Source organism: Nocardiopsis sp. ATB16-24, from assembly GCF_030271535.1.
Classification (GTDB): Bacteria; Actinomycetota; Actinomycetes; order Streptosporangiales; family Streptosporangiaceae; genus Nocardiopsis.
Genome location: NZ_JASCXJ010000025.1, coordinates 13,517 through 36,467, shown reverse-complemented (window position 1 = coordinate 36,467; position 22,951 = coordinate 13,517). Strand labels below are relative to the sequence as shown.

The following is a 22,951-nucleotide window of genomic DNA, read 5'->3' as shown; positions in this document are numbered from 1 at the left end:
TTCGCTGCCACACACCGGGCGGGTTCCGGACTGGCCCGAGAAAGTACGAACGCGCAGGGATTCAACGTGTCAGGAGATCACACTCCACCCGATGCCAGGGACCGTCCGCACAAGGTCGAACGGAGCGTCGCACTCCCCTACGTCCCCGCCAGCGTGAGCGAGGCCAGGCAGCGGTTGTGTCATGACCTGCGCGCCATGGAGATCGGTGAGGACCGCGTCGACGACGCGGCCCTCATCCTCAGCGAGCTGGTCAGCAACGCCCTGCGCCACGCCAGACCCCTGCCCACCCCCGGCAACCCCGAGAACAGCGTCGGGGTGTCCTGGCGGGCGGAGGTGGACCGCGGCGCGCGTTCCGGCGGTTGGGTGGAGATCGCGGTACGTGACGGCGGGTCCAGCACCATGCCCCGCGTGGCCCGTCCCTCCGCGTCGGGACTGGGAGGCCGCGGGCTGGGCATCGTCCAGTCCCTGTCCGGACGGTGGGGCACGGAGATGGACGCCACGACCACCAAGGTGTGGGCGGTCCTGGAGATCTCCACCAAAGAGCCCGAGGACCTGACCGAGAGGTTCGGACTGGACGCCTGTCCGGAGTCGGCGGACGTCGTCGCGCTGCGTCTGCCCCTGCGCGGGGACTCCCGGGCGTGGAGCGCCCTGGGCTGAGCCCCCCGCGAGTCGCTCCTGGCGGGCGTCGCGCGGCGTCGTCCGTGGGATCGTCGCCGATGCGGCGAAACACCGTCACCGCGCTGGCCGAGGGTCGGCCCGGCCGCTACAGTCACGACTGTGGAGTTGAAGATATCAAGCCGGTCTCGGGAAGACGTCGCGGTGGTAACCGTCGGCGGAGAGATCGACCTGTACACGGCACCCCAGTTGCGCGGCGAACTCGTCGGAGCCCTGGAGGGTGGAGCGCGGCGCCTGTTCGTCGACATGTCAGGGGTGGAGTTCTGTGACTCGACCGGCATCAGCGTGCTGCTCTCCGCGATGAAGCGTGCCCGCGGCAAGGGCGGCGAACTGGAACTCGTGGCACCCAAGCCCGCGGTCACCAAGGTCCTGGAGGTGACCGGTCTGGACGAGGTGTTCGTCATCCACACCGATCTCGACGCGTTGCCGGTGGCCGTGGGGACCGGCGGCGGACGCTGACCGCGCACACGCGTGCTTCGGGAGGGCGAAGGCGAGGTGGAGGAGACCGGGGTCGCCGTGGTGATCGCGGCCAAGAACGAGGAGTCGCGGATCGCCGCGACGGTGAGGGCCGCCCGCACCCTGCCCGGAGTGGACCTGGTCGTGGTGGTCGATGACGGCTCCACCGATCGCACGGCCGACGTCGCCCTCGACGCCGGGGCCCGCGTGTTCAGGCACGGACGTAACCGCGGCAAGGGCGCGGCGATGGAGACGGGCGCCGAAGGGGTCGGACTCATCGAGGAGAACGACCGCGGATCGGGCCGTCCCCCCAGACACCTGCTGTTCCTGGACGCCGACCTGGAGGCCACGGCCGCGGACGCGGCCCCGCTCATCGCCCCGGTCACCGACGGCAAGACCGACATGACCATCGCGCTCTTCCCCGCCACCCGCCTGCGCCTCGGTGGACACGGGTTCGTGGTGCGTCTGGCCCGCGGAGGCGTCCGCAAGGCCACCGGTTGGGAGCCCGAACAGCCGCTGAACGGGCAGCGCTGCCTCACCCGCGACGCCTTCGAGGCGGCCAGGCCCTTGGCCACGGGTTTCGGCGTGGAGACGGGTCTGACCATCGACGTGCTGCGCGCGGGTTTCCGGGTGCTGGAGGTGGAGGTCCCCCTGGAGCACCGGGCCACCGGAACCGACCTGCGGGCCCAGCTGCACCGGGCCCGCCAGTTCAGGGACGTGGCGAGGGCGCTGGCCGTACGCGAACTACGGCCCACGGCGCGGCGCCGGTGGGAGCGGACACGGGAGCGTGCGGGCACGGCGGGACGGCAACTGGCACGCAAAGTCGGGCACATGAGTTGGAGGAATCACCCGAAGTAGCTCTGTGAATCCACAGAGTCGCTATACGCTCGCTCTGTGTTCACTACGATCCTGGCTTTGACCGGAATGCTCTCGGGTCTGGGCGCGCTCGCACTCGGCGGGTACGCGCTGTCCAGGACCCGGACGGGCCACAGCGAGTCCCGGAAGGCGACGCGGCGGATGCAGGAGGCCGACGCCTCCGGCGTGGACCCGCTCTCCGTCCGTGACGTGGCGCTGCTGCACTACGACGCCCTGGACGGTATGTCGGGGGCCCGTTCCTTCTCCCTGGCACTGCTCAACTGCAAGGGCGACGGCGTGGTCCTGACCTCCATCAACGGACGCACCGAGACACGGACCTACGCCAAGCCGGTGGTGGGTGGCGAGTCCGAGCTCATGCTCAGTCCCGAGGAGTACAAGGCCGTCCGCTCGGCGCGTCTGGGCGAGGGCATCGGAGCCGCCTCGGCGAACGAGGACGCCCCGAACCGTCCCGAACGACCCTCCTCCACGGATGAGGCGACGGAGACCGCCGCCGGCGAGACCGCCGGCGAGACCGCCGACGAGGTCGACACGGAGAAGGCGACGGAGACGGCGCGGGACGCCGAGGCCCCCTCCCCCAGCGAGAGCGCCCCCGAGGACGGGGACTCGGAGGACTTCGTCTCCGTGGTCCAGGGTGAGGGGAAGGACGAGCAGGACGAACCGGACGAGGAGACCCCCGAGGTCGATGACGTGGGGACGGACGCCTCGACCGGTCGCCCCGCGGGATGAGCGGAGTGACCACGTTCGACACGTGGGTCCGTATAGCCTGGCGATATGCCCAACCGCTACGCCTACCTCGGCCCTGAGGGCACCTTCACCGAAGCGGCCCTGCGCGCCCTGCGACCGGAGGCACCCGAAGAGGCCCGCGTCCCGTGCGAGGGGATCGCGTCGGTCTTCGACGCGGTCCGGTCCGGCGCGGTGGACGGTGGCGTCGTTCCGCTGGAGAACTCGGTGGAGGGAGGCGTCACCGCCACCATCGCCGAGCTGGTCAACGGGCCTCCCCTGCTCATCACCGGGGAGACCGCCGTGCCCGTGGAGTTCACGCTGTTCGCGCAGGACGGGACGCGCCTGGAGGACGTCAAGCGGGTGGCCACCCATCCCCACGCCCTCGCCCAGTGTCGAGGCTGGCTGGCACAGAACCTGCCCAACGCCGACGCGCACACCGTCTCCTCCACGGCCGCCGCCGCCAGGGCGGTCTCCGAGCCGGGAGCGCCCTACGACGCCGCCATCTGCGCGGTGATCGCCGGCGAGAGGTACGGTCTGCGCCCCCTGGCCTCGGGGATCGGCGACCGTTCCGAGGCCGCCACCAGGTTCATCTACCTGTCCCGGCCCGGTGTACCGCCCGAGCCCACCGGAGCGGATCTGACCTCCGTGGTCGCCTTCATCCAGGACGACCACCCCGGGGCCCTGATCGAGCTCCTCAACCAGTTCGCCGTGCGCGGGGTCAACCTCACCCGACTGGAGTCGCGACCCACCGGTGACGGACTCGGCAGCTACTGCTTCTGCATCGACGCCGAGGGGCACGTCTCCGACGCCCGGGTGGGCGAGGCGCTCATGGGAATCCGCAGGGTGTGCCGGGACGTGCGCTTCCTGGGCAGCTACCCGCGCAACAGGCGGGCCCCCGAGTCCGACCCGCCGCTGCGCCCCCGGTCGGCCACCGACGCCGACTTCGCCGAGGCCGAGCGCTGGCTGGCGCGCATCAGGGCCGGCCAGGTCGACTGAAGCCCCCGGCGGGCGACCTCGCGGTCCCTTCCGTGGCACGGCCACGCCACCGGGAGGCGTGGTTGTGGAAAAGTTGTCGGTGCCCCAGGTCCCGGGCGGTACCCTGCAAGACGTGATCGACCTTCGCGCTCTTCGAGAAGACCCCGAACGACTCCGTGCCTCGCAGCGTGCCCGTGGGGAGGACCCCTCCACCGCGGACCGCCTGCTCGAGCTCGACGCCAGTCACCGCTCCGCGCTGACCCGGTTCGAGAACCTGCGCGCCGAGCAGAAGAGCGTGGGCAGGTCCGTCTCCAAGGCCTCCCCCGAGGAACGTGAAGAGCTCCTGGGCCGGGCCAAGGCGCTGGCCACCGAGGTCAAGGAGGCCGACGCCGAGGCGGGCCGCCTGGCCGAGGAACTGGACGCGGCCCTGCACGGCGTCCCCAACCTCGTGGAGGAGGGCGCGCCCGAGGGGGGCGTGGACGACTTCCGGGTCATGGAGACCGTCGGCACCCCCCGCACGTTCGACTTCACCCCCCGCGACCACCTGGAGCTGGGCGAGATGCTCGGCGCCATCGACACCGAGCGCGGAGCCAAGGTCTCCGGCGCCCGGTTCTACTTCCTGACGGGCGTGGGCGCCCAACTGGAGCTCGCCCTGCTCAACATGGCGATGAACCAGGCGGTCCAGGCCGGTTTCACACCGATGATCCCTCCGGTGCTGGTCAAGCCCGAGACGATGGAGGGCACCGGCTTCCTCGGCGAGCACTCCGCCGAGGTCTACCACCTTCCCGCCGACGACCTGTACCTGGTGGGCACCTCCGAGGTGCCGTTGGCCGGGTACCACGCGGGGGAGATCCTTCCCGCCGACGCCCTGCCCCACCGCTACATCGGCTGGTCGCCGTGCTTCCGCCGCGAGGCGGGCTCCTACGGCAAGGACACCCGCGGGATCATCCGGGTGCACCAGTTCAACAAGGTGGAGATGTTCGTCTACACCCACCCCGACCAGGCGCACGAGGAGCACAAGCGACTGCTCGCCTGGGAGCGGGAGATGCTGGACAAGCTGGAACTGCCCTACCGCGTGGTGGACATCGCCGCGGGCGACCTGGGCACCAGCGCCGCCCGCAAGTACGACTGCGAGGCGTGGCTGCCCACCCAGGAGACCTACCGGGAACTGACATCCACCTCCAACTGCACCGAGTTCCAGGCGCGACGCCTCAACGTGCGCTTCCGGGACGAGGACGGCAAGCCCCGTTTCGCCGCCACGCTCAACGGCACGCTGGCCACCACCCGCTGGATCGTCGCGATCCTGGAGAACCACCAGCGCGAGGACGGTTCCGTGGTGGTCCCCGAGGCGCTGCGGCCCTACCTGGGCCGGGAGGTCCTGGAACCGGTCGGGAAGTAGGTCGTCGACCGCCCGGACACCGAAGGAGCCCGCACCCAGAGGGGAGCGGGCTCCTTCGTTCGTGTGTTACAGGTACGGTCCCGAGCCGGGGCGGTCCTCACCGGAGGAGCCCTGGCGCTGGTGCTGGGCCTGAAGTCCGGCCATACCGGTGGGCAGGGCCTTGCGCATGTTCTCCAGCTGGGCGCGAGCGGCCATCTGCTGGGCGAAGAGCGTCGTCTGGATTCCGTGGAACAGGCCCTCCAGCCAACCCACGAGCTGAGCCTGGGCGATGCGCAGCTCGGCGTCGCTGGGGGCACTGCCGTCCGCGAAGGGCAGGGTCAGCCTCTCCAGCTCCTCGATCAGCTCGGGGGCCAGACCGTCCTCCAACTCCTTGATGGAGGAGGTGTGGATCTCCTTGAGGCGGCTGCGGCTCGCCTCGTCCAGCGGAGCGGCCTTCACCTCCTCCAGGAGCTGACGGATCATGCTTCCGATCCGCATCACCTTGGCGGGCTGCTCCACCATGTCCGCGAGGGAGCGCTGCTCCTCAGGACCGTCCTCGCCGGTCTCCCCGTGCTGGTCGGTTCCCATGACCAGGATCTGGGGTTGCTCGTTCGGGTTCTCTGCGCTGCTCATCAGTTCCCTTATGTAGATGTCTCCGGCACGCCGTCACAGGGTCAGAAGGATCTTTCCGGTGTGCGCGCTCGCTTCCATGACACGGTGCGCCTCCGCCGCGTTCCGCATCGGGATCGAGCGGTCGACGACGGGACGAACGACTCCTTCTTCTACCAACGGCCATACCTGCTCCAGTACTCCCGAGACGATGGCCGCTTTTTCGTCCAGGGGCCGGGAGCGAAGGGTCGTCGCGTGCACGGAGAGCCGCTTGGCGAGCATACGCCCCAGGTCGGCCTCCGCCCGGCGACCGCCCATCAGCCCGATGATCACCAAACGTCCGTTCGTGGAAAGGGAACGCAGGTTCGCGTCGAGGTAGGAACCGCCCATGATGTCGAGGATCAGATCGGCGCCGCCCGCCTCGCGCACCCGCTCGGCGAAGTCCTCCGTCCGGTAGTCGATGGTGATCTCGGCACCGAGTTCACGACAGCGCTCCAACTTCTCCCGACTGCCCGCCGTGACGGCCACCCGGGCGCCCAGTGCCCGCGCGAACTGGATCGCGAAGGTACCGATGCCGCTGCCTCCGCCGTGGAGCAGAACGGTCTCCCCCGAACGCAGGCCGCCGACCATCACCAGGTTGGACCACACGGTGCAGGCGACCTCGGGCAGCGCGGCGGCCTCCACCAGGCCCACGCCCCGGGGGATCGGCAACAGCTGGCCCACCGGTACGGCCACCTTCTCGGCGTAACCGCCCCCGGAGAGGAGGGCGCACACGGGATCGCCGACGGACCACCCCGCGTCCTCGGTACCGGGACCGAGCGCGGAGACGGTCCCCGAGCACTCCAGACCCGGGTACTCGGAGGCTCCGGGAGGCGGCGGATAGTGACCGCCGCGCTGGGCGATGTCGGCCCGGTTGACCGCGCCGGCGGCCACGTCGATCAGGACCTCGCCCTCACCGGGGACGGGGTCGGGGACTTCGGACCAGGCCAGGACCTCAGGGCCTCCTGGCTCGGTGATACGAATCGCGTGCATGGGTCGGACAGTACCCGGGGAGGCTTTCCGTGCAACAACGGACCGCTCCGCTCTCCTGGCCGGGGAGGCACCTCCGGTGGGAGGGTAGGACTGATCGCAGGGAGCGGTTTGCGTCTCTCCCCGCTGCGGTACCCCTTCCCTCCACAGCACACCCCCTCGAAGCAGGAGAACTCCGGTGGCACAGCAGGAACAGTACGGGTCGGATCGAGACTCCGAAGCGGACTCCCGGCCGGATGCCGAGGAGCGGGCGGAGTCGCTCTGGGGAGCCCCGACCGACGAGCCCGAGGAGTCCGGCGGGGCGACCGCCGACCCTCGACCGACCGCGCTCTCCCCACGGGAGCAGTGGTTCGGCGGCTTCGAGGGAGCCGCCCCGCCTCCGCCGCCCTACGCCCGCCTGGCCGAGGACACACCGTTCCCCGCGCCCGAGGACGAGAGCCGGGCCGTGCCGCCCGTGGACGACGGCAAGGAGCAGCCGGTGGACGAGGGCGACGACGGAGAACGAGAAGGGGAGGACCCCGGGCCCTGGCTGTCCGAACCCCCCACGCCCTCGGGGGCTTCGCGGCCGGGCGGAGGGGCCCAGGCGCCCGAGACGGCCGGGGAGACCAGGCCCCCTGAAGGGCACGCCGACCCGGACACCGACGACGTCGAGGACGACCTACGGGGGAGCACGGTCCGCCTGCTGCCGGGGGCCGCGCGCAGGCGTCCGGAACGCCCGCAACGGCAGCGCCTGCAACGTCCCACACGGCCGGGCGGGGAGATCGACCCCCTGGCGCCCCGCCGGCCGCGCCACGACTCCGACGTGCCCGAGCCCGAACAACTGCCGCCATTGGAGACGGACCGGGACGAGGGTCTCCCCGAGGAGGGACGGAGCGACCTCACCCCCGCCGTTCCCGTCAGAAGCCACCCCGAGCCGCCGCGCACGCTCACCGGTCCCCGCGCCGACCTCGCACCGCCCGTACCGCCGACTCCGGAGGTCCCACCGAGCACGGAGGTGGCGACGGTCCGGCCCGGGCCGGAGACGCCTTCGGTCCCGGCGATCCGGCGGAGCACCGACCGGGAACCGGCGCGAGGGGGCGTCGACCAGGAACGAGAGACCGCCGACTCCCTCAACGCCGCCACCCTCGTACGCAATCGGCGCCAGGGGCCCAGCGGCGGATGGCGCCGGGCCGTGCACACCGCCTCCCTCGGCCTGATCAACCCCGGCGAGTCCCCCAAGGTGCTGCGCCGGCGTGAACTGGTGGCCCGCGCCTGCACACCGGTGGCGAGCGGACACCACCGGGTGGCCGTACTCAGCCTCAAGGGCGGGGTCGGCAAGACCACCACCACGGTCGCCCTAGGAGCCACCCTGGCCTCCCTGCGCGGTGACCGGGTGCTCGCGGTGGACGCCAACCCCGACCGGGGCACGCTCTCGGACAAGGTGCGGTTGGAGACCGCCGCGACCATCCGCGACCTGCTCAACGAACGGCACCTGGTGTCGCGCTACGCCGACATCCGGGGGTTCACCTCACAAGCGCCCAGTCGTCTGGAGATCCTGGCCTCCGATCGCGATCCGGCGGTCTCGGAGGCCTTCAGCGACACCGACTACCGGGAGGTCGCCCGGATCGTGGAGCACTTCTACTCCATCTGCCTCACCGACTGCGGCACCGGACTGCTCCACTCGGCGATGCGCGGAGTGCTGGGCCTGGCCGACCAGGTGGTGCTGGTCAGCTCGGCCTCGGTGGACGGGGCGCGCAGCGCCAGCGCCACGCTGGACTGGTTGGAGGCGCACGGCCACGGCCCGCTCGTCCGCAGCGCCGTGGTGGTGCTGTCGATGGTGCGCTCCAACAGCAAGAGCAGCGTGGACCTGAACCGCCTGGAGGAACACTTCGCCGGACGGTGCCGGGACGTGGTGAGGATCCCCTGGGACGGACACCTGGAAGAGGGAGCGGAGGTGGACCTGGAACAGCTCGCACCGGCCACGAGGGACGCCTACCTCCACCTGGCCGCGAGCGTGGGGGAGGCGTTCGCCCGGCACAGGTGAGGCCGAACACACCGCGCGCACCCCCTTTCCTGGTTTTCCGAAGACGTGTTCCGGACAGGGGAGGAGTAAGGGAGGGGGTCGGGATGAACGCACCAGAACGCCCACCCGCGGTCGTGGTCGGCGTGGACGGCACGTCGACCTCCAGGGCCGCCCTGGTCTGGGCGGCCGAGGAGGCCGGCCGACGCGGAATCCCGCTGCGGATCGTGCACGGGCTGGGCATGCCGGTGGTCATCGGCGCCTACGGGGCCTCGGGGCGCGTCGCGGTCGACGAGCTGCGCGAGGCCGGACACGGGCTGCTCACCGAGAGCGCCGAGTACGTGCGCCGGGCCAGACCCGAGGTGGAGGCCACGACCGTTCTGGCCCCCGAGGACGCACCCGCCGTCCTGCTCAACGAAGCCCACGGTGACGACCTCCTCGTGGTGGGATCGCGTGGCCTGAGCGGTGTCCGGGCGATCATGCTGGGCTCGGTCGGCGTACGCGCCTCCTCCCACGCGCCCTGCCCCGTGGTCGTCGTCCCCGATCTGGAGAGACCGCCACCGCCCCGAGGGCGTGTCGTGGTGGGGGTGGACGGTTCCCGGTCGTCCCGGCGCGCTCTGCGCTTCGCCCTGCGACAGGCCCTGGTGGTCGGTGCGGAGGTCGTGGTGGTCAACAGTTGGCAGGTGGCGCCGTCCACGGGGTCGAAGGGTCCGAACGACGACGCGCGGGCCCTGCACGAGGAGACGTTCGACCGCCAGTCCGAAGAGGTGATCGCCGGGCTGCTCGCGGACGTGGTCGACGACCGCACCGAACTCCTGGAGATCAGCGCGGTGCGGACACAGGCCGACCCGGTGGACGCCCTTTTGGAGGCCGCGAACGAGGCGGACATGCTCGTCGTGGGATCACGCGGTCGCGGAGGGGTCCGGGGGCTGGTGATGGGCTCGGTGAGTCAGGGGGTGCTGCGTGGGGCCCCGGTGCCCGTCGCCGTCCTGCCCCCGCACTCCGATGACGAGTGACAGCGTTGAGAGGGAACACCATGGCACGCAAGAAGGAACGTTCACCCAGGGTCGTCGTGGGAGTCGACGGCTCCGCGCACTCCAGGGCGGCCCTGGACTGGGCGGCGGCCGAGGCCGCCCGCCGGGAGATACCGATCCTGGTCGTGTACGCGTTGGGGATGCCGCTGATGGTGTCGGCCAGCGCGGGCCCCGCCCATTTCGGCCCCACCGACGAGATCTCCGAGCAGGCCACCGACGTCCTGACCCGCGCGGCCACGCGCGTCCGTGAACTGCAACCCGCGGTGACCGTGGAGACGGAGACCGCGTTGGAGGAGGCCCCGCTGGCGCTGCTACGACACTGCCGTCCTCGCGACGTACTCGTGGTGGGCACCCGGGGACTGGGGACGTTCGCGTCGGTGTTCGTGGGCTCGGTCAGCGTCCGCGTCGCGGCCCAGGCGCCCTGCCCCGTGGTCGTGGTGCCCTCGAAGGAGGGCAAGCCCGCGACGACCTCCCTGAAAAAGATCGTGGTCGGCGTGGACGACTCCGACAACGCGCGTCGCGCGCTGCGCGTGGCGGTGGACCTGGCGAGCGAGAGCGACGCCGAACTGGTCGTGGTCAACAGCTGGGAGGTGCCCTACCCCTACGACCCGGTCGCGATGACCGCGATGGGCTACCAGCCGCAGGAGGACCTGTTCGACCGTAGGTCCGAGGAACTCGTGGCCGAGCTGTTGGCCGAGGTCGCCGACGAACGGCGTGAGGGGTTGGACATCGAGGTCAGCGTGGTGCGCACCCAGGACAGCCCGGTGAACGCGTTGCTCAGGGCCTCCGAGGGGGCCGACGTCATCGTGGTGGGCTCCCGTGGTCGGGGGACCGTGCGCGGCCTGCTCCTGGGTTCGGTGGGTCAGGGCGTGCTGCACCGCTCCCAGATCCCGGTGGCGGTCATGCCGCACAACGCCGACCACGACCAGCTGTAGCACGACCAGCTGTAGCACGACCAGCTGTAGAGCGGCTCCGGCGCACCCCGGACGGAAGGGGTGGTGTCCTGTGGGGTCGGGGGGCCGAGGGCCGAGGGCCGAGGGGCAGGGACGGGAGCCGGGACCGGGGTCGGAGGCTGAGAGTCGGCGGTCGGGTCCGGGGGTCAGGGGCCGGGGGTCGGGGGCCGAGGGGCAGGGACGGGACCGGGGTCGGCGCTGACGCTTCTCTGTCAGGCAGCAGGCCGATAAGCCTCCTTGGTCTGCCCCTTTCCCCGTGATCTTGCTCCCAGCGTCACTGGGAGTGCTCGGCGGTGACGCCCGGAGCAAGATCACGGGGAAAGGCCGGGTGCTCGGGAGTGGGAGGGGCCGGGTGAGCGTGCCAGGGTGGCGGAATGAACCAGTGGATCTTGCTCCCAGCGTCACTGCGAACCGCCAAAAGTGACGCTGGGAGCAAGATCCACTTTTTTTGGGGGCCACGATGGCGCGCTTCGTGTCACCAACCTCACCGAACAGCACACCTAGTTCTCCCGGACGGTGGAGCCGATGCCTGGTTCCGTGCGCGTCAGTCCTCGGTTGCGCAGCCCCGCCAGTGCTTTCTGTGCCGTGGCGGAGGCCACCTGGAACTCGTCCATGAGCTTGAGCACCGAGGGGACGCGGCTCCCCGGAGGGTACTCACCCTCCTTGATGCGTCTTTCCAGCTCGTCCGCGATCTGCACCCACCTGGGCACGCCTTCACGCCACTTCATGTCAGAGACGCTAGGAACACCGAGAACACCTAGCAATGCAGGTATGCCTAGCGTGCTATAGCTGAACTGGTCTATTATCTGAAACTGAACATGAAGCGGCCCGGTGGTGCGGCGAACACCTCCGGGCCCGGTCCACCTGGTGAAAGCAGGCAGACAAGTGCACATGGTAATGGCCTCTGTGGCCCTCCTCCTCCGTTGTCTCCGCCCGGCGCGGGGGCTGCACGCCGCACCGCGTGTCCTCACCCGCGAAGTGCACGCCGAGGCGCGTAGGCGCCGCGCCTCCCGGGTCCGCCGTTACGCCGCCCACCCCGCGACCGTCGCCGGTATCCCCGTACCGGCCCCGCGGCCGGCTCCCGACCCTCGCTCCGAGCCGCCGACCGTGTTCGATCCCTCCGAAGCCCTGGTGCGCGGCTACTACCTGGCCCACGAGGCACGTCAAAGCCGATTTCCCTCCTACCGGCCGTACGCGGATCTTCTGTGGGGGACGGCCTCATGAGCACTCCGCTGATCCGGCACCTCCTTGAGGGGGAGAAGCCGACGGAGCTGTACGACTCCCTGTCCGAGTTGCTCCGCAGCCGTCCCCGCCACGCCGGTGAGGGCTACGGGACGCTGCGCGAGGCCGACCGCCTGTTCTCGCTGCTGGACTCCCACCTGCGTGCGGGCGGACCACCGCCCGAGCCGTGGCGATGCGAAGGGCCGGTTCGCCGCGTGTAGCGGGAAGGAAGGGGCCACCCGGATCACCACGCTCCGAGTGGCCCCATCTGCGGAGGGTGCGGGATTGGAGCCCACGCGGTCCCGCCGTCGCGAAGGCCCCTAACCACATGTCGACAAAACGACTGATCGGCTTGTGGCCTGCACAAATGTCCTTCCTGTGCCCTGCCTGGCGTCGCCGCCGGCCTCTTTCGAACCGGGAAACACGCGGTAGCGGCGTTTTCCGCCCCGGCGGCGGTACCGCTCCGTGCTAGCTTCCCCTCACATGGGACACACGGTGAAGACGGCTCCGGGCCGGAACGTCTGATGGCGGCCCGCTCGGACGAACGGACACGGAAGCGGCTGCTGGAGATGCCGGGCGTGACGACGCTACGTCGTCAGGCGGACGGAGGCACCAACGCCTTCGACCTGGTGTACGTACGCTCGGGCCCACGCGGGGACACACCCGTGGTGGTTATCCCCGGAGGTCCGGGTCTGGCCTCGGTCATGCCCTACATCGGCTTCCGCGCGCGTGCCCAGCGCGCGGGACTGGACGTGGTCATGATGGAACATCGCGGCGTGGGGCTGTCGCGCACGGACACCGACGGGGAGGACCTGACCTTCGACGCCATGTCGGTCCCCCTGGTCGTCGACGACCTCGCCGCCGTGCTCGACGACGCCGGGATCGACGAGGCCATCATCTACGGAAGCTCGTACGGGTCCTACGTGGCGCAGGCCTTCGGCGCCACCTATCCCTCCCGCGTGGCCGGAATGGTCCTGGACTCTCCCGTGCTCGGCGCCGACGACCACGTCGAGGTGCGCGAGCACGTCCGTTCCGTCCTGTGGGAGGGGACCGAGGAGACCGCGGACATCGCCAAGGGGCTGCGCGCCCTGGTCCGATCGGGACGCGCCACACAGGACCAGGTGGACGAGGTGGCTCGTATCACCTACGAGTACGGCGGCCCCCGCCTGCTACGCCGCCTGGCCGCACAGCAGCTCGCGGGACGGGCCGACCGTACCTGGCGTTGGCTCGCCTCCCTGGGCGACAGCGAGACCGACACCCCCGTGCCCTACATCATGGAGTTCGACCTCGCCGGCGCCATCGCCTTCCGAGAGCTGCGCTACGCGTCCGAGCGGGACGGCGGACCCTTCGACCGCCCCGCACGGTTCACCGAGGTGGCGAAGCGGTTCCCGCCGTTCTCCGGTGAACACTTCGACATGCTCGGCGCACTGCCCTCCTTCGACTGGCCGCTCGTGGTGCTGCGAGGGGAGCGCGATCTGCGCACCGCCCCGTCGACGGCGGAGCGCATCGCCTCCACCGCCCCGCGTGGCGTGATGGCCACCCTGCCCAAGACCGGCCACAGCGTTCTGGACGTCCATCCCGTCGCGGCGCGCACCGTGATGCAACGGCTACGGGAGGGCAAGCACGAGGAGCTGGTCGGCGCGGGGGAGGAGTTGGCGGCGTTGCCCAAGCACGGCACCTCCCGCCACCTGGCCACCATCATCCGCACCCGTCTGGGGCTCGAACGCACGCCGTTCCGCCGAGGGCCGGTACGTCCTCAGCTGTGAGGGGTGCGGGGAACTCTGGGAGGGCGGTGGAAGCGCCCGATCCCGTGTCTCTGTGCGATGACGTAGCTCCTGGAACAGTTTCAAGGGGTTGTTTCTGTGCTGGAAGCAACGTCGTCGGGGTGAGCTGATCTCTGGCGCTCTGATGCCCGCCAAGCGGCACGTTCGGCAGGCCCCGGATCGGACCTGGGGAACACCGAAGGCCGGCGGTCCTCGCGTTCCATGTGCACCGCATGTGCACTGGATCGGGACCACCGGCCTTCGCCGTGCTCCGTGGAAGCCTCCCACCTGGGGAGACTCCCTGATTCCGCGGAGGGTGTGGGATTTGAACCCACGAAGCCCCGTCAAGGACTTGGTGCTTTTCAAGAGCACTGCACTCGGCCGCTATGCGAACCCTCCTGGGGGAGAGGAACTCTCCGCCAGTCATGGTAACGCACCGGCACCGGCGGGCGCGGCCCGACGAAGGCACCGGCCGCCGACCATCGGCCGCACGAACACCGTCCGAAACCCCGTTCCTCGTCGGAAGCCGAGATCGACTGTCGGCGTCGGTGGGTACGTTCTCCGAGGACGACAGCTGCGAGGAGGCCCCATCGTGAAACTTCGAGTGGACCGCGACGCGTTCGCCGAGGCGGTCGCCTGGACGGCCAGGGCCCTGCCCACCAGGCCCGCTGTCCCGGTGCTCGCGGGCATCCGCCTGGAACTCTCCGAGGACGGCTCCACCCTGCACCTGTCCGGCTTCGACTACGAGGTCTCCACCCGCGCCTCGGTCCACGTGCTCTCGGAGGAGTCCGGCGCCGCGCTGGTGCCCGGTCGCCTGCTGGCCGAGATCGTGCGCAACCTGCCCCCCGGTTCCGTCCACATCGACACCGACGGGCCCCGAGTGCGGATCTCCGGTGGCGCGGCGCGTTTCACCCTCATCACCATGCCCTTGGAGGACTATCCCTCCCTGCCCGGCATGCCGGGCCGCATCGGTTCGATCTCCGCCGACGCCTTCGCCACGGCCGTGCGTCAGGTGACTCCGGCGGCCAGCCGTGACGACACCCTGCCCATGCTCACCGGCGCCTATCTCGACTTCAGGGGCGACACCCTGAACGTGGTCGCCACCGACCGCTACCGCATCGCGGTGCGCGAGCTGTGGTGGAACCCCGACGACCAGGGGGTGGACGTGGCCGCGCTGGTCCCCGCGCGTACGCTCGGCGACACCGTGCGCGGCCTGGTCACCCGGTCCAACGTGGACATCGCCCTGTCCACCGTCAGCGGCGGTGAGGGCGTCGGTCTCTCCCCGGCCGAGGGCATGATCGGCTTCGAGAACGGCGAGCGCCGCACCACCACCAGGCTCATCGACAGCGAGTTCGTCAAGTACGCCTCGTGGTTTCCCAAGGAGTTCGCCGCGCGAGCCGAGGTGGCCGTGGCGCCGCTGATGGAGGCGGTCAAGCGCGTGGCGTTGGTGGCCGACCGCAACACCCCGCTGCGTCTGGCGTTCTCCGGCGATGAGGTGGTGCTGGAGGCGGGTTCCGGTGACGACGCCCAGGCCGTGGAGGCGATCGAGGTCGCCTACGAGGGCGAGCCCATGCGTCTGGCCTTCCGGCCCGACTACCTCATGGACGGGCTGACCGCGGTGGAGAGCGACGGCGCCCACCTCAACTTCACCGAGCCCACCAAACCCGCCGTGTTCACCGAGGTACCGGCCAAGGAGGGTGAGAAACCGTCCTTCCGCTACCTGGTCCAGCCTTTGCGGATGCCCTGAACTGGGGGTTTGATCCCTTTCTCTGCCCGGGCGGGGCGTTATCCACAGGGTTATCCACAGGAAGTGGGTCTTCCTGTGGATAACCCCCAGTAGTCATGACGGCAGAGCATCCGAATCATCCCGGTTCTGCTCTCGTATTTCAGTCCTGACATGCGAAAACGACGCAATCCCAGAGCCTGTACACAGCCTGTGGATAACTTCTTCCCCGCAGGGGAGAAGGGTCAGTCGCTCTCGGTCAGGGCGGACGTGCCGCCACCGCCCACGGGCGTGTCCAGCCCCAGTTCGGCCTGCCGCCCCCGTCGGTAGCCCGCACGGTAGCCCGCCGGGCTGTGCGTGCGCTCGGGACGGTGTTTGCGCAACTGGGGGAACTGCCGCTGGAACTCCTCGTTCACCCGGTGCACGTCGTCCCGCAACACCAGTTCGGCGCCACGGTGGGACTCCCCGCCCTCGCCGCTCTGCCTTCCCGAGGCGTCGTGGGAGGACATCTCCTGCAACCGGACGCGGAACTCGCGGATACGCTCGGCCACCGCCTGCCCGTAGGCGCGTACGAACGAGCGGTAGTAGCGTTTGCGCTCGGTCTCCAGCTCCGAGCGCGTGTAGTTGCGCAGTTCCCGGATGTCGGACACGTGTGCCGAACTCATGAACTTCGCCGACGCCTCCATCTGCATGGAGATCGACGGCAGCAGCATCCGCAGCGCGTCGAGGGCGCTCACCGTACCCACCAGGATCATGAGGCGCTCGGTGTTCTCCGAGGTGTTGCCCCGTACGGCGGACTGGCAGCCGTAGGCGGCGGCGATGTCGGCCAGTGCCCGGACCCGGGCCTTGCCATGACCGCCCACCCCAGAGACCGGATAGTCCATGCGGCTGATCGCGTCCGGTTCCTCGCCCCTCTCGGCGCGGGCCTCGGCCTCCGCGATCGCGTGGCGGGTCATCAGCTCGGCGGCCTTGGCGGTGAACGCCTGGCTCTCGGCGTCAGTGACCGCGGGATCCTCCGCCATGCGAAGGAGCCCACGGACCCGCTCGACCATCTTCTGACGAGCAGCTTCAGTCATCGGTGCGCGGTCGTCTCCCTAGGTGGGTGTCGTACCTTCCGCCGAAGGCGGAAAACACCGAGCCTAAGCGTTCTTGTTGCCCACCACCATCGCGATGAGGCCCACAGTGATCCAGATCGCCGCCGCGACGAACAGTCCGCCGAACAGCCCACCGAGGATCGAGCCCGTGAAGATGCTGACGAGGGCGTAGCCCGCACCGCCGATTCCCGCGGGTACGGCGGCGTAACGGAACGGGTAGGTGGCCGCGTAGCGCTTGCCCCGACGGTCCGCCTTGCTGCTCATCACGCCGCCCACACCGCCGATGAGCGAGAAGAAGATCACCGCGGCGGTCAGGCCGGAGGCGATGGCGCCGAGCCCCGAGCCCAGGTTGAGGAGGAAGAAGAGGGCCCCGCCGGCGGCCCCGCCCAGCACCGAGGTGGTCCAGGGCCAGATCATCGTCGCCGAGGCGACGGGAGTGAATGCGTTACCGCGCTCCAGCGTCATGTCCACTGCTCCAGTCGAATAGCGTGACGACCGCTCTTCGCCGGGCCGTCTCCTCCAGCATGCGGGTTCGGGGCTCCGAACGCATCAGGGCTCGTCCCTGACATTCCCCTTACTCGCACGTGGTATCCCGCCAACGTTCGGGAAGGCCCTTCCGGTTCCGCTTTCCGGGGACGGTCGGAAGCCAAGGCGAGGAACCGAAGGGTCGGGGACCTCCCCGACCACGGGATCACGGGGTCGGGGAGGTCCCCGACCCGCCCGCGGTCGCGGAGGTCAGGTTCGTGTACAGATACGGCCAGGAGGTACGGAACGCCGGCAGGAGCGGGAGCGACTCGGCCGCGTCCACCGGTACCCAGCGCACCTCCTGGCTCTCGGAGTTGCCCGGCCGGAACGGCGCCAACTCCGGCAACCGCGCCATGAACGTGTCGTAACGCCACACGTCCAGGTCCTGCTCGTGTACGCCCAGCACGGTGTACCCGTCCAGGTCGCCGGCGACCTCCTCACGGAACTCGCGCACGGCGGCCTCCAAGGCGGTCTCGTCACGGTTGCGGGCGCCCCCGGGGACCCCCCAGGTGCCGCCCATGTGAGTCCATCCGGCCCGGTACTGGAGCAGCACGTGGCCGACCCCGGCCACGTCGGTGGCGTACAACAGCAGACCGGCCGCACCGTAAAGACCCCATCTGCGGGATCCGTCGGGCAGGCTCACCCAACCGTTTCCGTCCCCGTCCAGCATCATGTCCTCCAACTCCGCACCTTTCGTGACCGGCCGGTGTGCCGTTCGTCCGGCCCCTCTCCTAGCAACCTATGATCCGCCCCCACACTTCCGCAGCCCTTCCCCGAGGTCGGTGCCCCGGTCTCCACGGCGCCGCCGGCCCCTCACCGAGGACCGGAAGCGGCGGAGCGTCGTCGTGGGACGTGCGTCGTTCACGCTGCTCAGAACGGGACCCGAGAGAAAGAAGGGGCGGGAGTCGCCTCGGGGCCACTCGCGCAAGAGCGTTCTCAACGACACGTGCGTTTTCTGACTGTCCGCAATCGGCCAATCACTGGCCATCGGGTTTTTTCGGGTTAATGATGGTCCAGCCCTCACGGTCACGGCCGCCACGTGGATTTCAGTGCTGAAAGAAGACTGAAAGCGTGGTGGAAGAGGATCTCTCTAGTGTGGAACACGTTCGACGCGACCGGTTCCGCGAGAGGACGGCTCGTGGTCCGGCCAGTGCGACGTTCGTTGGACACATGCCACCCGTGGTGTGCTTCGAGGCGGAACTCGCCACGGGTGGCCGGTCCGCCGAAGGGCGGTTCCGTTGACGCTTCGAAGACGGCGTAGGGCGACGTTGCGACTCTACGCGAGTGCTGCCAGACGAGGAGTTCGAGTGCCGAAGATGCTGACCGTGGACGATCGGTTCGAGGCCATCGTCGCCGACGTCTCCCGTGAGGTGCGCGCGGACAAGATGCAGCCCTACCAGGAACCCGACCCGACGAAGCCGGCCCCCGCGGAGGAAAAGCCCGGTCAGAGCACCCCCGCGGAGGAAAAGCCGACCCAGGAGAAGTAACCCCGTTCGGGGCGGTTCAACGGCCACTCCGAGCACCCGAGGAAGGGTGCTCGGAGCCGTTGGCGTGTTCCTATTCCCTTTTCTTGTCAATGACCCTTGCTAGGGTTGCTGCTTGTGGAATTCGGTGTGCTTGGCCCCATTACCGTCTGGTCCGGTGGCCGATCGGTTCCGGTCGGCGGACCGCGCCAGCGCTGTGTGCTGGGAGCGCTGCTGGTGCACCTGGGTCGAGAGGTCACCATCGACCAACTCATCGGCTACCTCTGGAACGACGACCCGCCCCGCACCGCGCGGTCCGTCATCCAGGTGCAGATCTCCCATCTGCGCCGCGCCCTTCCCGGCACCATCGTCACGACCTCCGGCGGGTACACCCTCGACGTCGACCCCGAGTCCGTGGACCTGCACCGTTTCCGAAGGCTGCGGGACGCCGCCGCCACGGCCGAGGACGAACGCGCGGTCGAGCTGCTCGACCTCGCCCTGGGATGCTGGCGCGGCGTTCCGTTCTCCGGCATCGGCTCGGAGTACCTGGACCACTCCCTCGTCGCCCCCCTGAAGGAGGAGGGCTGGTCCTGCGTCATCTCCTGGGCCGCACGCGCCCTGGAACTGGGCAGGAACACCGACGTGGTCTCGCGTCTGACCCCCCTGGTCGGTCAGGAACCGTTCCGCGAGCGCCTGCACCACCTGCTCATCACGGCCCTGTGGCGTGACAACGAACGCGCCAGGGCGCTCTCCGTGTACGAGGAGTTCCGCGCCAGGCTCGCGGACGAGCTGGGGGTGGACCCCGGGGCGGAGTTGACGGCCCTGCACGCCCGGATCCTGCAAGAGGACCCTCCCGAGGTGGAGTCCAGGGGGCAGACCCCGGAGGAGCCGGGCACACGCTTCGTGGTGCGCAACGACCTGCCCCGGGACCTGCCCGACTTCACCGGACGACGGGACTCCCTGCGACGGTTGGACGAGGTCGCCCGCGCCGGTGAGGACCGCGCCCAGATCTGCGTCATCACGGGCAGCGGCGGTGAGGGCAAGACGACCACCGCGGTCCGCTTCGGCTACGAGGCCGTCGAACGCTACCCCGACGGGCAACTGTTCATCGACCTGTACGGCTACACCACGGACAAGGAACCGCTCGACGCCATGTCCGCGCTCGGCGCCCTGCTGCGCGCGGTCGGGGTCGATCCCGAGGCCGTGCCCGAGTCCCTGGACGAGCGGTCGGCGCTGTGGCGGGCCACCCTCATGGGCCGCAGGGTCCTGGTCGTGCTCGACAACGCGTCGAGTTATGCCCAGGTCAGCCCTCTGCTCCCCTCCTCACCGGGGTCGATGACGCTCATCACGACCCGCAACGAGCTCTCCGGCCTCAGCGGGGCCCGCTTCTTCTCCCTCGGGGTGTTCGACGAGCGGTCCTCGCTGGAACTGCTCGGACGGATCCTGGGAGAGGAACGGATACGACGCGAACTCGCGCACGCGCGCGACATCGTGCGGATCTGTGGCGGGCTCCCTCTGGCCCTGCGCGTGGTCGCGGGGCGCATGCTCAGCCGTCCCCGGTGGACCTTCGAGCACGTCGCCCGCCGCCTGGGGGAGCAGAACCGCAAGTTCCGTGAGCTCCGGGTGGAGGGACAGAGCGTCGAGTCCGCCATCGACCTGTCCTTCCAGAGCCTCAACCGGAAGCAGGGCCGGGCCTTCCTCCTTCTGGGGCTGATGTTCGGAAGCACCATCGACCTCGGCGGGGCGGCGGCGCTCCTGGACATGTCCGTGGACGAGGCCGACGACATCCTCCAGGAACTGGTGGGGGTCTGTCTGCTCGAGGAACCCCAGGGGGACGTGTACCGCATGCACGACCTCATCGGCGCCTTCTCCCGGGATCGCGCCGCCACGATGCTGCCCGCCGAGGAGGTCGACGCGGCCAGACTCCGCCTGGCGGAACAGTACATGGCGACCGCGCAGCACGCCGCGGACCTTCTGGGACCACGCGCCCACCACACCGTCCAGACCCGCCCCGGCTATCGGACGGAGCTGTCCGGCCGAGAGGACGCCGAACGCTGGTTCACCCTGCACCAGGAGAACCTGGCCGAGACGATCGAGTACTTCGCCTCGCACGACAACGGCGAGTACGCCTGGCGCATGGCCGACGCGGTGTGGCGCTTCTACGCCCTCCACGGCCGACTGGGGTTGTTGATCAGCTCCCACCATCGCGTACTACAGATCAGCGAGAAGCAGGGAAACCGGCGGGGACGCGCGGTGACCCTCATCGGACTGGGCGTCGCCCACTACCTCGCGGGACGCTTCGACGAGTCGCTGGAACTCCTCACGGAGGCCCGAGAACTGTTGACGTCGGTCGGCGACGACAGGGGCATCATCCGGGCGCTGTCCAACCTGGGCATGGTCTACGAACGCGTGGGGCGCCTGAGAGAGGCCGCGGAGGCCATCCAAGGGGTGCTGGACTTCGCGTCCCGGCTGGAGGACACCCCGTTGCAGGCCTTGCAGTGGGGCAACCTGGCGGTGTTGAAACAGACGCTCGGGGAGCACACGGAGGCGCTGCACTGTGCCGAGCAGGCCATGGCGAAGGCCACCGGTGAGAACCACGAGGTCACCAAGGCCCAGGCCAAACGCGTCATGGGAGAGGCACGGACGGGTATGGGCGAACTACAGAGCGCCTTCCGTGACCTGAACGAGTCCCTGGAGTGGTCCCTGAGACTGCACCTGGTGGGCAACGAGATCTACGTCCACAACGCCTTGGGCGTGACCTACCGGGCGGCGGGACGCTGGGAGGAGGCGGTCGAGGCGCACACCAAGGCGTTGGACCTGGCCGAGAAGCACGGGCGACGCAGCGGCGACGCCGAGATCCGCACCGAACTGGGGATCACCTACGCGGCCGCGGGTCGGCACCCGGAGGCGGCGGTCGAACTGGAGAGGGCCCGCGCCCTCGCGGTCGAGCGCGGTGAGCGTCACACGGCCGCCTGCGCCGCGCTCGCCCTGGGCACACTCCCCGCCCCGACGATGGCGGTGGGCCGGGCGCGCGAGCTTCTACGGGAGGCGGAGGAGACCTTCACCGCACTGGGGCTGGCCGAGGCGGAGCGGGCCGGGAAGGCCCTGGTGAACCTGCCCCCTCCCCTCACCTGACGACGCCGCCGCGATCGCGCGACCGGGGCCGTCGGGGCGGGGCCAGCCACCGCGGCCCCAGCGCCCCGCGCCGCATGGACCACAGACACAGGGTGGTGGGCAGCGTCCGTACCGGGCGGGGAAGCCACGGGTAGACCGCACGGGTCACCCCCACGACCCGATCGAACCGGCGCTGGCGGCTCTGTGACCAGGGAATGGCGAGCCGCTCGCGAAGGTCCGGTGGCAGCAGCCCTCCGGTCAGGAGCGACTGCAACCGCATGAGCGGTCGCAGCGCCGGGCTCGCGGGACGGAACAGTCGGCCGGTGATGTCGCGCGCCTCCTCGCCCACCCGCAGCCCCTCCACACTGGACTCCCAGTAGTCGGCGAACTCCTCGGGGGTGGCGGGCCACTTCTCCTCGGGCAGGCCCAGGGCGGTGGCGAGCACGGACGCCTCGCTCAGGTACCGGGCGTACTCCTCCTTGTCGAGTTCGCCGAACACCATCGCGTGCACGCGCGAGTTCGCCTGGAACAGGGTCGCGGCCACCCACAGCAGCAGGTCGTCGTCGAGCGCCCGGTAGCCCGGGCCGTTCACCTTGCGGTGCAGCGCGCGCACGATGGCGTGCAGCCGCTCCCGTTCCTCGGGGGTGCCGTAGACGGTTCCGTACACGAAGTAGAGGGTGCCCAGCAGGCGGTCGAACGGTCGGGAGGCGAAGTCGCTGTGCTCGTACACACCCTGAGCGACGCTCGGGTGGGCGATCTGGAGCAGGACGGCGTAACCCGCGCCGCCCAGGAGGCAGGCCTCCGCACTGATGCGGCGCAGGGGTGAGTCATCGGAGGATCGGCCCATGCCGGGGATCGTATGTCACCTTCCGTGGTGATCTGGGAGGGCACGCCTGCGGGACCAGGGCACCGAACACCTCCGGTCGGGTCAGGGCGTCGGTGTTGTCGACGAACTGGTCGACGGTCCCCACCGGCGCGCGTCCGACCAGGCCAGGGTCCTCGATCCGTTCCAGCAGGGCCCGGGCGAACCGGTCCGCGTCCAGTACCGGCCAGGGGCGGTCGTGGAAGGGTCGGGGGCCGGGGTCCAGGGAGGTGGCCAGACCGGTCCGGTTCTGCCATGTCGCGAGCAGGGAGGACGCCTCGGCGGGGACCATGGATTTTTCGTTGGGCGTCCGGCCGAACTCAGGTAAGGGAAATCTATCTCGGGGGATAGATGCGGCTTTTTCCGTGCCGTTCTCGACACCGGGCCGGGCAGACCACGGCACCTAACTGAAAGGAGTCTTTCCAGTTGAAGGTGGGAATGGCGGGTGAGACCACGGCAGTACCAGTGCGTGAAGCGGT

The 22,951-nt window shown here is 70.0% G+C and carries 23 protein-coding genes and 1 tRNA gene; 15 read left to right on the top strand and 9 right to left on the bottom strand.

All coding sequences use genetic code 11. The features are described from left to right. The first annotated feature begins 66 nt into the window (after positions 1 to 66). From PFX91_RS21290 to serS, 6 genes are all read left to right on the top strand, one after another. Positions 67 to 657, top strand: coding sequence for an ATP-binding protein (locus PFX91_RS21290; RefSeq protein WP_285734587.1), 591 nt, complete (start codon positions 67 to 69; stop codon positions 655 to 657). A gap of 120 nt (positions 658 to 777) precedes the next feature. Further along, positions 778 to 1,134 carry an STAS domain-containing protein gene (locus tag PFX91_RS21285; RefSeq protein ID WP_285734586.1) on the top strand — a complete coding sequence of 119 codons (357 nt, stop codon included), beginning with the start codon at positions 778 to 780 and terminating at the stop codon, positions 1,132 to 1,134. Positions 1,135 to 1,146: 12 nt separating this feature from the next. After that, entirely contained in the window at positions 1,147 to 1,989 is an 843-nt protein-coding gene (locus PFX91_RS21280) for a glycosyltransferase (protein WP_285734584.1), read from the top strand. A gap of 36 nt (positions 1,990 to 2,025) precedes the next feature. Continuing rightward, complete coding sequence (locus PFX91_RS21275) at positions 2,026 to 2,733, top strand: DUF4446 family protein (protein ID WP_285734583.1); 708 nt, start codon at positions 2,026 to 2,028, stop codon at positions 2,731 to 2,733. Between the two features lie 45 nt (positions 2,734 to 2,778). Next, positions 2,779 to 3,726, top strand: coding sequence for a prephenate dehydratase (gene pheA, locus PFX91_RS21270; protein ID WP_285734582.1), 948 nt, complete (start codon positions 2,779 to 2,781; stop codon positions 3,724 to 3,726). A gap of 112 nt (positions 3,727 to 3,838) precedes the next feature. Beyond that, complete coding sequence (gene serS, locus PFX91_RS21265; RefSeq protein ID WP_285734581.1) at positions 3,839 to 5,104, top strand: serine--tRNA ligase; 1,266 nt, start codon at positions 3,839 to 3,841, stop codon at positions 5,102 to 5,104. Between the two features lie 66 nt (positions 5,105 to 5,170). Here serS and PFX91_RS21260 read toward each other — a convergent pair whose 3' ends face one another. Both PFX91_RS21260 and PFX91_RS21255 read right to left on the bottom strand, forming a co-directional pair. Continuing rightward, the gene (locus PFX91_RS21260; RefSeq protein ID WP_285734580.1) at positions 5,171 to 5,716 is read right to left on the bottom strand and encodes a bacterial proteasome activator family protein; all 546 of its coding nucleotides are present in this window, start codon (positions 5,714 to 5,716) and stop codon (positions 5,171 to 5,173) included. 33 nt (positions 5,717 to 5,749) lie between these two features. Further along, positions 5,750 to 6,724, bottom strand: a complete 975-nt coding sequence (locus PFX91_RS21255) for an NAD(P)H-quinone oxidoreductase (protein ID WP_285734579.1) — start codon at positions 6,722 to 6,724, stop codon at positions 5,750 to 5,752. Between the two features lie 175 nt (positions 6,725 to 6,899). On the opposite strand from PFX91_RS21255, the gene PFX91_RS21250 reads away from it, so the two are divergent. The 3 genes from PFX91_RS21250 to PFX91_RS21240 all read left to right on the top strand — a co-directional run bounded on the left by PFX91_RS21250 (position 6,900) and on the right by PFX91_RS21240 (position 10,689). Continuing rightward, the gene (locus tag PFX91_RS21250; protein ID WP_285734578.1) at positions 6,900 to 8,744 is read left to right on the top strand and encodes a nucleotide-binding protein; all 1,845 of its coding nucleotides are present in this window, start codon (positions 6,900 to 6,902) and stop codon (positions 8,742 to 8,744) included. Positions 8,745 to 8,827: 83 nt separating this feature from the next. Beyond that, the gene (locus PFX91_RS21245) at positions 8,828 to 9,736 is read left to right on the top strand and encodes a universal stress protein (RefSeq protein WP_285734577.1); all 909 of its coding nucleotides are present in this window, start codon (positions 8,828 to 8,830) and stop codon (positions 9,734 to 9,736) included. A 20-nt stretch (positions 9,737 to 9,756) separates the two neighbouring features. Beyond that, positions 9,757 to 10,689, top strand: coding sequence for a universal stress protein (locus PFX91_RS21240; RefSeq protein ID WP_285734575.1), 933 nt, complete (start codon positions 9,757 to 9,759; stop codon positions 10,687 to 10,689). A gap of 518 nt (positions 10,690 to 11,207) precedes the next feature. Here the strand turns inward: PFX91_RS21240 and PFX91_RS21235 are convergent. Beyond that, positions 11,208 to 11,435: a GntR family transcriptional regulator gene (locus PFX91_RS21235; RefSeq protein WP_285734573.1), complete on the bottom strand. Its 228-nt coding sequence runs from the start codon at positions 11,433 to 11,435 to the stop codon at positions 11,208 to 11,210. Positions 11,436 to 11,598: 163 nt separating this feature from the next. On the opposite strand from PFX91_RS21235, the gene PFX91_RS21230 reads away from it, so the two are divergent. From PFX91_RS21230 to PFX91_RS21220, 3 genes are all read left to right on the top strand, one after another. Further along, positions 11,599 to 11,931, top strand: a complete 333-nt coding sequence (locus PFX91_RS21230; protein WP_285734571.1) for a hypothetical protein — start codon at positions 11,599 to 11,601, stop codon at positions 11,929 to 11,931. Beyond that, on the top strand, positions 11,928 to 12,149 hold the full coding sequence (locus PFX91_RS21225; RefSeq protein WP_285734568.1) for a hypothetical protein: 222 nt from the start codon (positions 11,928 to 11,930) through the stop codon (positions 12,147 to 12,149). Before PFX91_RS21230 ends, PFX91_RS21225 begins: the two co-directional genes overlap by 4 nt. Positions 12,150 to 12,452: 303 nt before the next feature. Then, the gene (locus tag PFX91_RS21220; RefSeq protein ID WP_285734567.1) at positions 12,453 to 13,694 is read left to right on the top strand and encodes an alpha/beta fold hydrolase; all 1,242 of its coding nucleotides are present in this window, start codon (positions 12,453 to 12,455) and stop codon (positions 13,692 to 13,694) included. A 307-nt stretch (positions 13,695 to 14,001) separates the two neighbouring features. On the opposite strand, the gene PFX91_RS21215 is transcribed toward PFX91_RS21220, so the two are convergent. After that, positions 14,002 to 14,090: transfer RNA gene (locus PFX91_RS21215), tRNA-Ser, on the bottom strand. 193 nt (positions 14,091 to 14,283) lie between these two features. Here PFX91_RS21215 and dnaN point away from each other — a divergent pair. Beyond that, a complete protein-coding gene (gene dnaN, locus PFX91_RS21210) occupies positions 14,284 to 15,438 on the top strand; it encodes a DNA polymerase III subunit beta (RefSeq protein ID WP_285734565.1) in 1,155 nt (384 codons plus the stop codon). Between the two features lie 221 nt (positions 15,439 to 15,659). Here the strand turns inward: dnaN and PFX91_RS21205 are convergent, their stop codons facing one another. The 3 genes from PFX91_RS21205 to PFX91_RS21195 all read right to left on the bottom strand — a co-directional run bounded on the left by PFX91_RS21205 (position 15,660) and on the right by PFX91_RS21195 (position 17,703). Beyond that, complete coding sequence (locus tag PFX91_RS21205) at positions 15,660 to 16,466, bottom strand: DUF2786 domain-containing protein (protein ID WP_285734635.1); 807 nt, start codon at positions 16,464 to 16,466, stop codon at positions 15,660 to 15,662. 87 nt (positions 16,467 to 16,553) lie between these two features. After that, positions 16,554 to 16,973, bottom strand: coding sequence for a hypothetical protein (locus PFX91_RS21200; RefSeq protein ID WP_285734563.1), 420 nt, complete (start codon positions 16,971 to 16,973; stop codon positions 16,554 to 16,556). Positions 16,974 to 17,199: 226 nt separating this feature from the next. Next, positions 17,200 to 17,703 carry an NUDIX hydrolase gene (locus PFX91_RS21195; RefSeq protein WP_285734633.1) on the bottom strand — a complete coding sequence of 168 codons (504 nt, stop codon included), beginning with the start codon at positions 17,701 to 17,703 and terminating at the stop codon, positions 17,200 to 17,202. A 637-nt stretch (positions 17,704 to 18,340) separates the two neighbouring features. Between PFX91_RS21195 and PFX91_RS21190 the strand changes: the two genes are divergently transcribed. Continuing rightward, on the top strand, positions 18,341 to 18,520 hold the full coding sequence (locus PFX91_RS21190) for a hypothetical protein (RefSeq protein WP_285734561.1): 180 nt from the start codon (positions 18,341 to 18,343) through the stop codon (positions 18,518 to 18,520). A gap of 126 nt (positions 18,521 to 18,646) precedes the next feature. Beyond that, complete coding sequence (locus tag PFX91_RS21185) at positions 18,647 to 21,631, top strand: AfsR/SARP family transcriptional regulator (RefSeq protein ID WP_285734559.1); 2,985 nt, start codon at positions 18,647 to 18,649, stop codon at positions 21,629 to 21,631. Here the strand turns inward: PFX91_RS21185 and PFX91_RS21180 are convergent. Together PFX91_RS21180 and PFX91_RS21175 are read right to left on the bottom strand one after the other, a co-directional pair. Beyond that, positions 21,624 to 22,457 (bottom strand): oxygenase MpaB family protein, encoded by an 834-nt coding sequence (locus tag PFX91_RS21180; RefSeq protein WP_285734557.1) that lies wholly within the window; start codon positions 22,455 to 22,457, stop codon positions 21,624 to 21,626. The genes PFX91_RS21185 and PFX91_RS21180 overlap by 8 nt on opposite strands. Then, complete coding sequence (locus PFX91_RS21175) at positions 22,438 to 22,764, bottom strand: hypothetical protein (RefSeq protein WP_285734555.1); 327 nt, start codon at positions 22,762 to 22,764, stop codon at positions 22,438 to 22,440. Before PFX91_RS21175 ends, PFX91_RS21180 begins: the two co-directional genes overlap by 20 nt. Between the last annotated feature and the right edge of the window lie 187 nt (positions 22,765 to 22,951).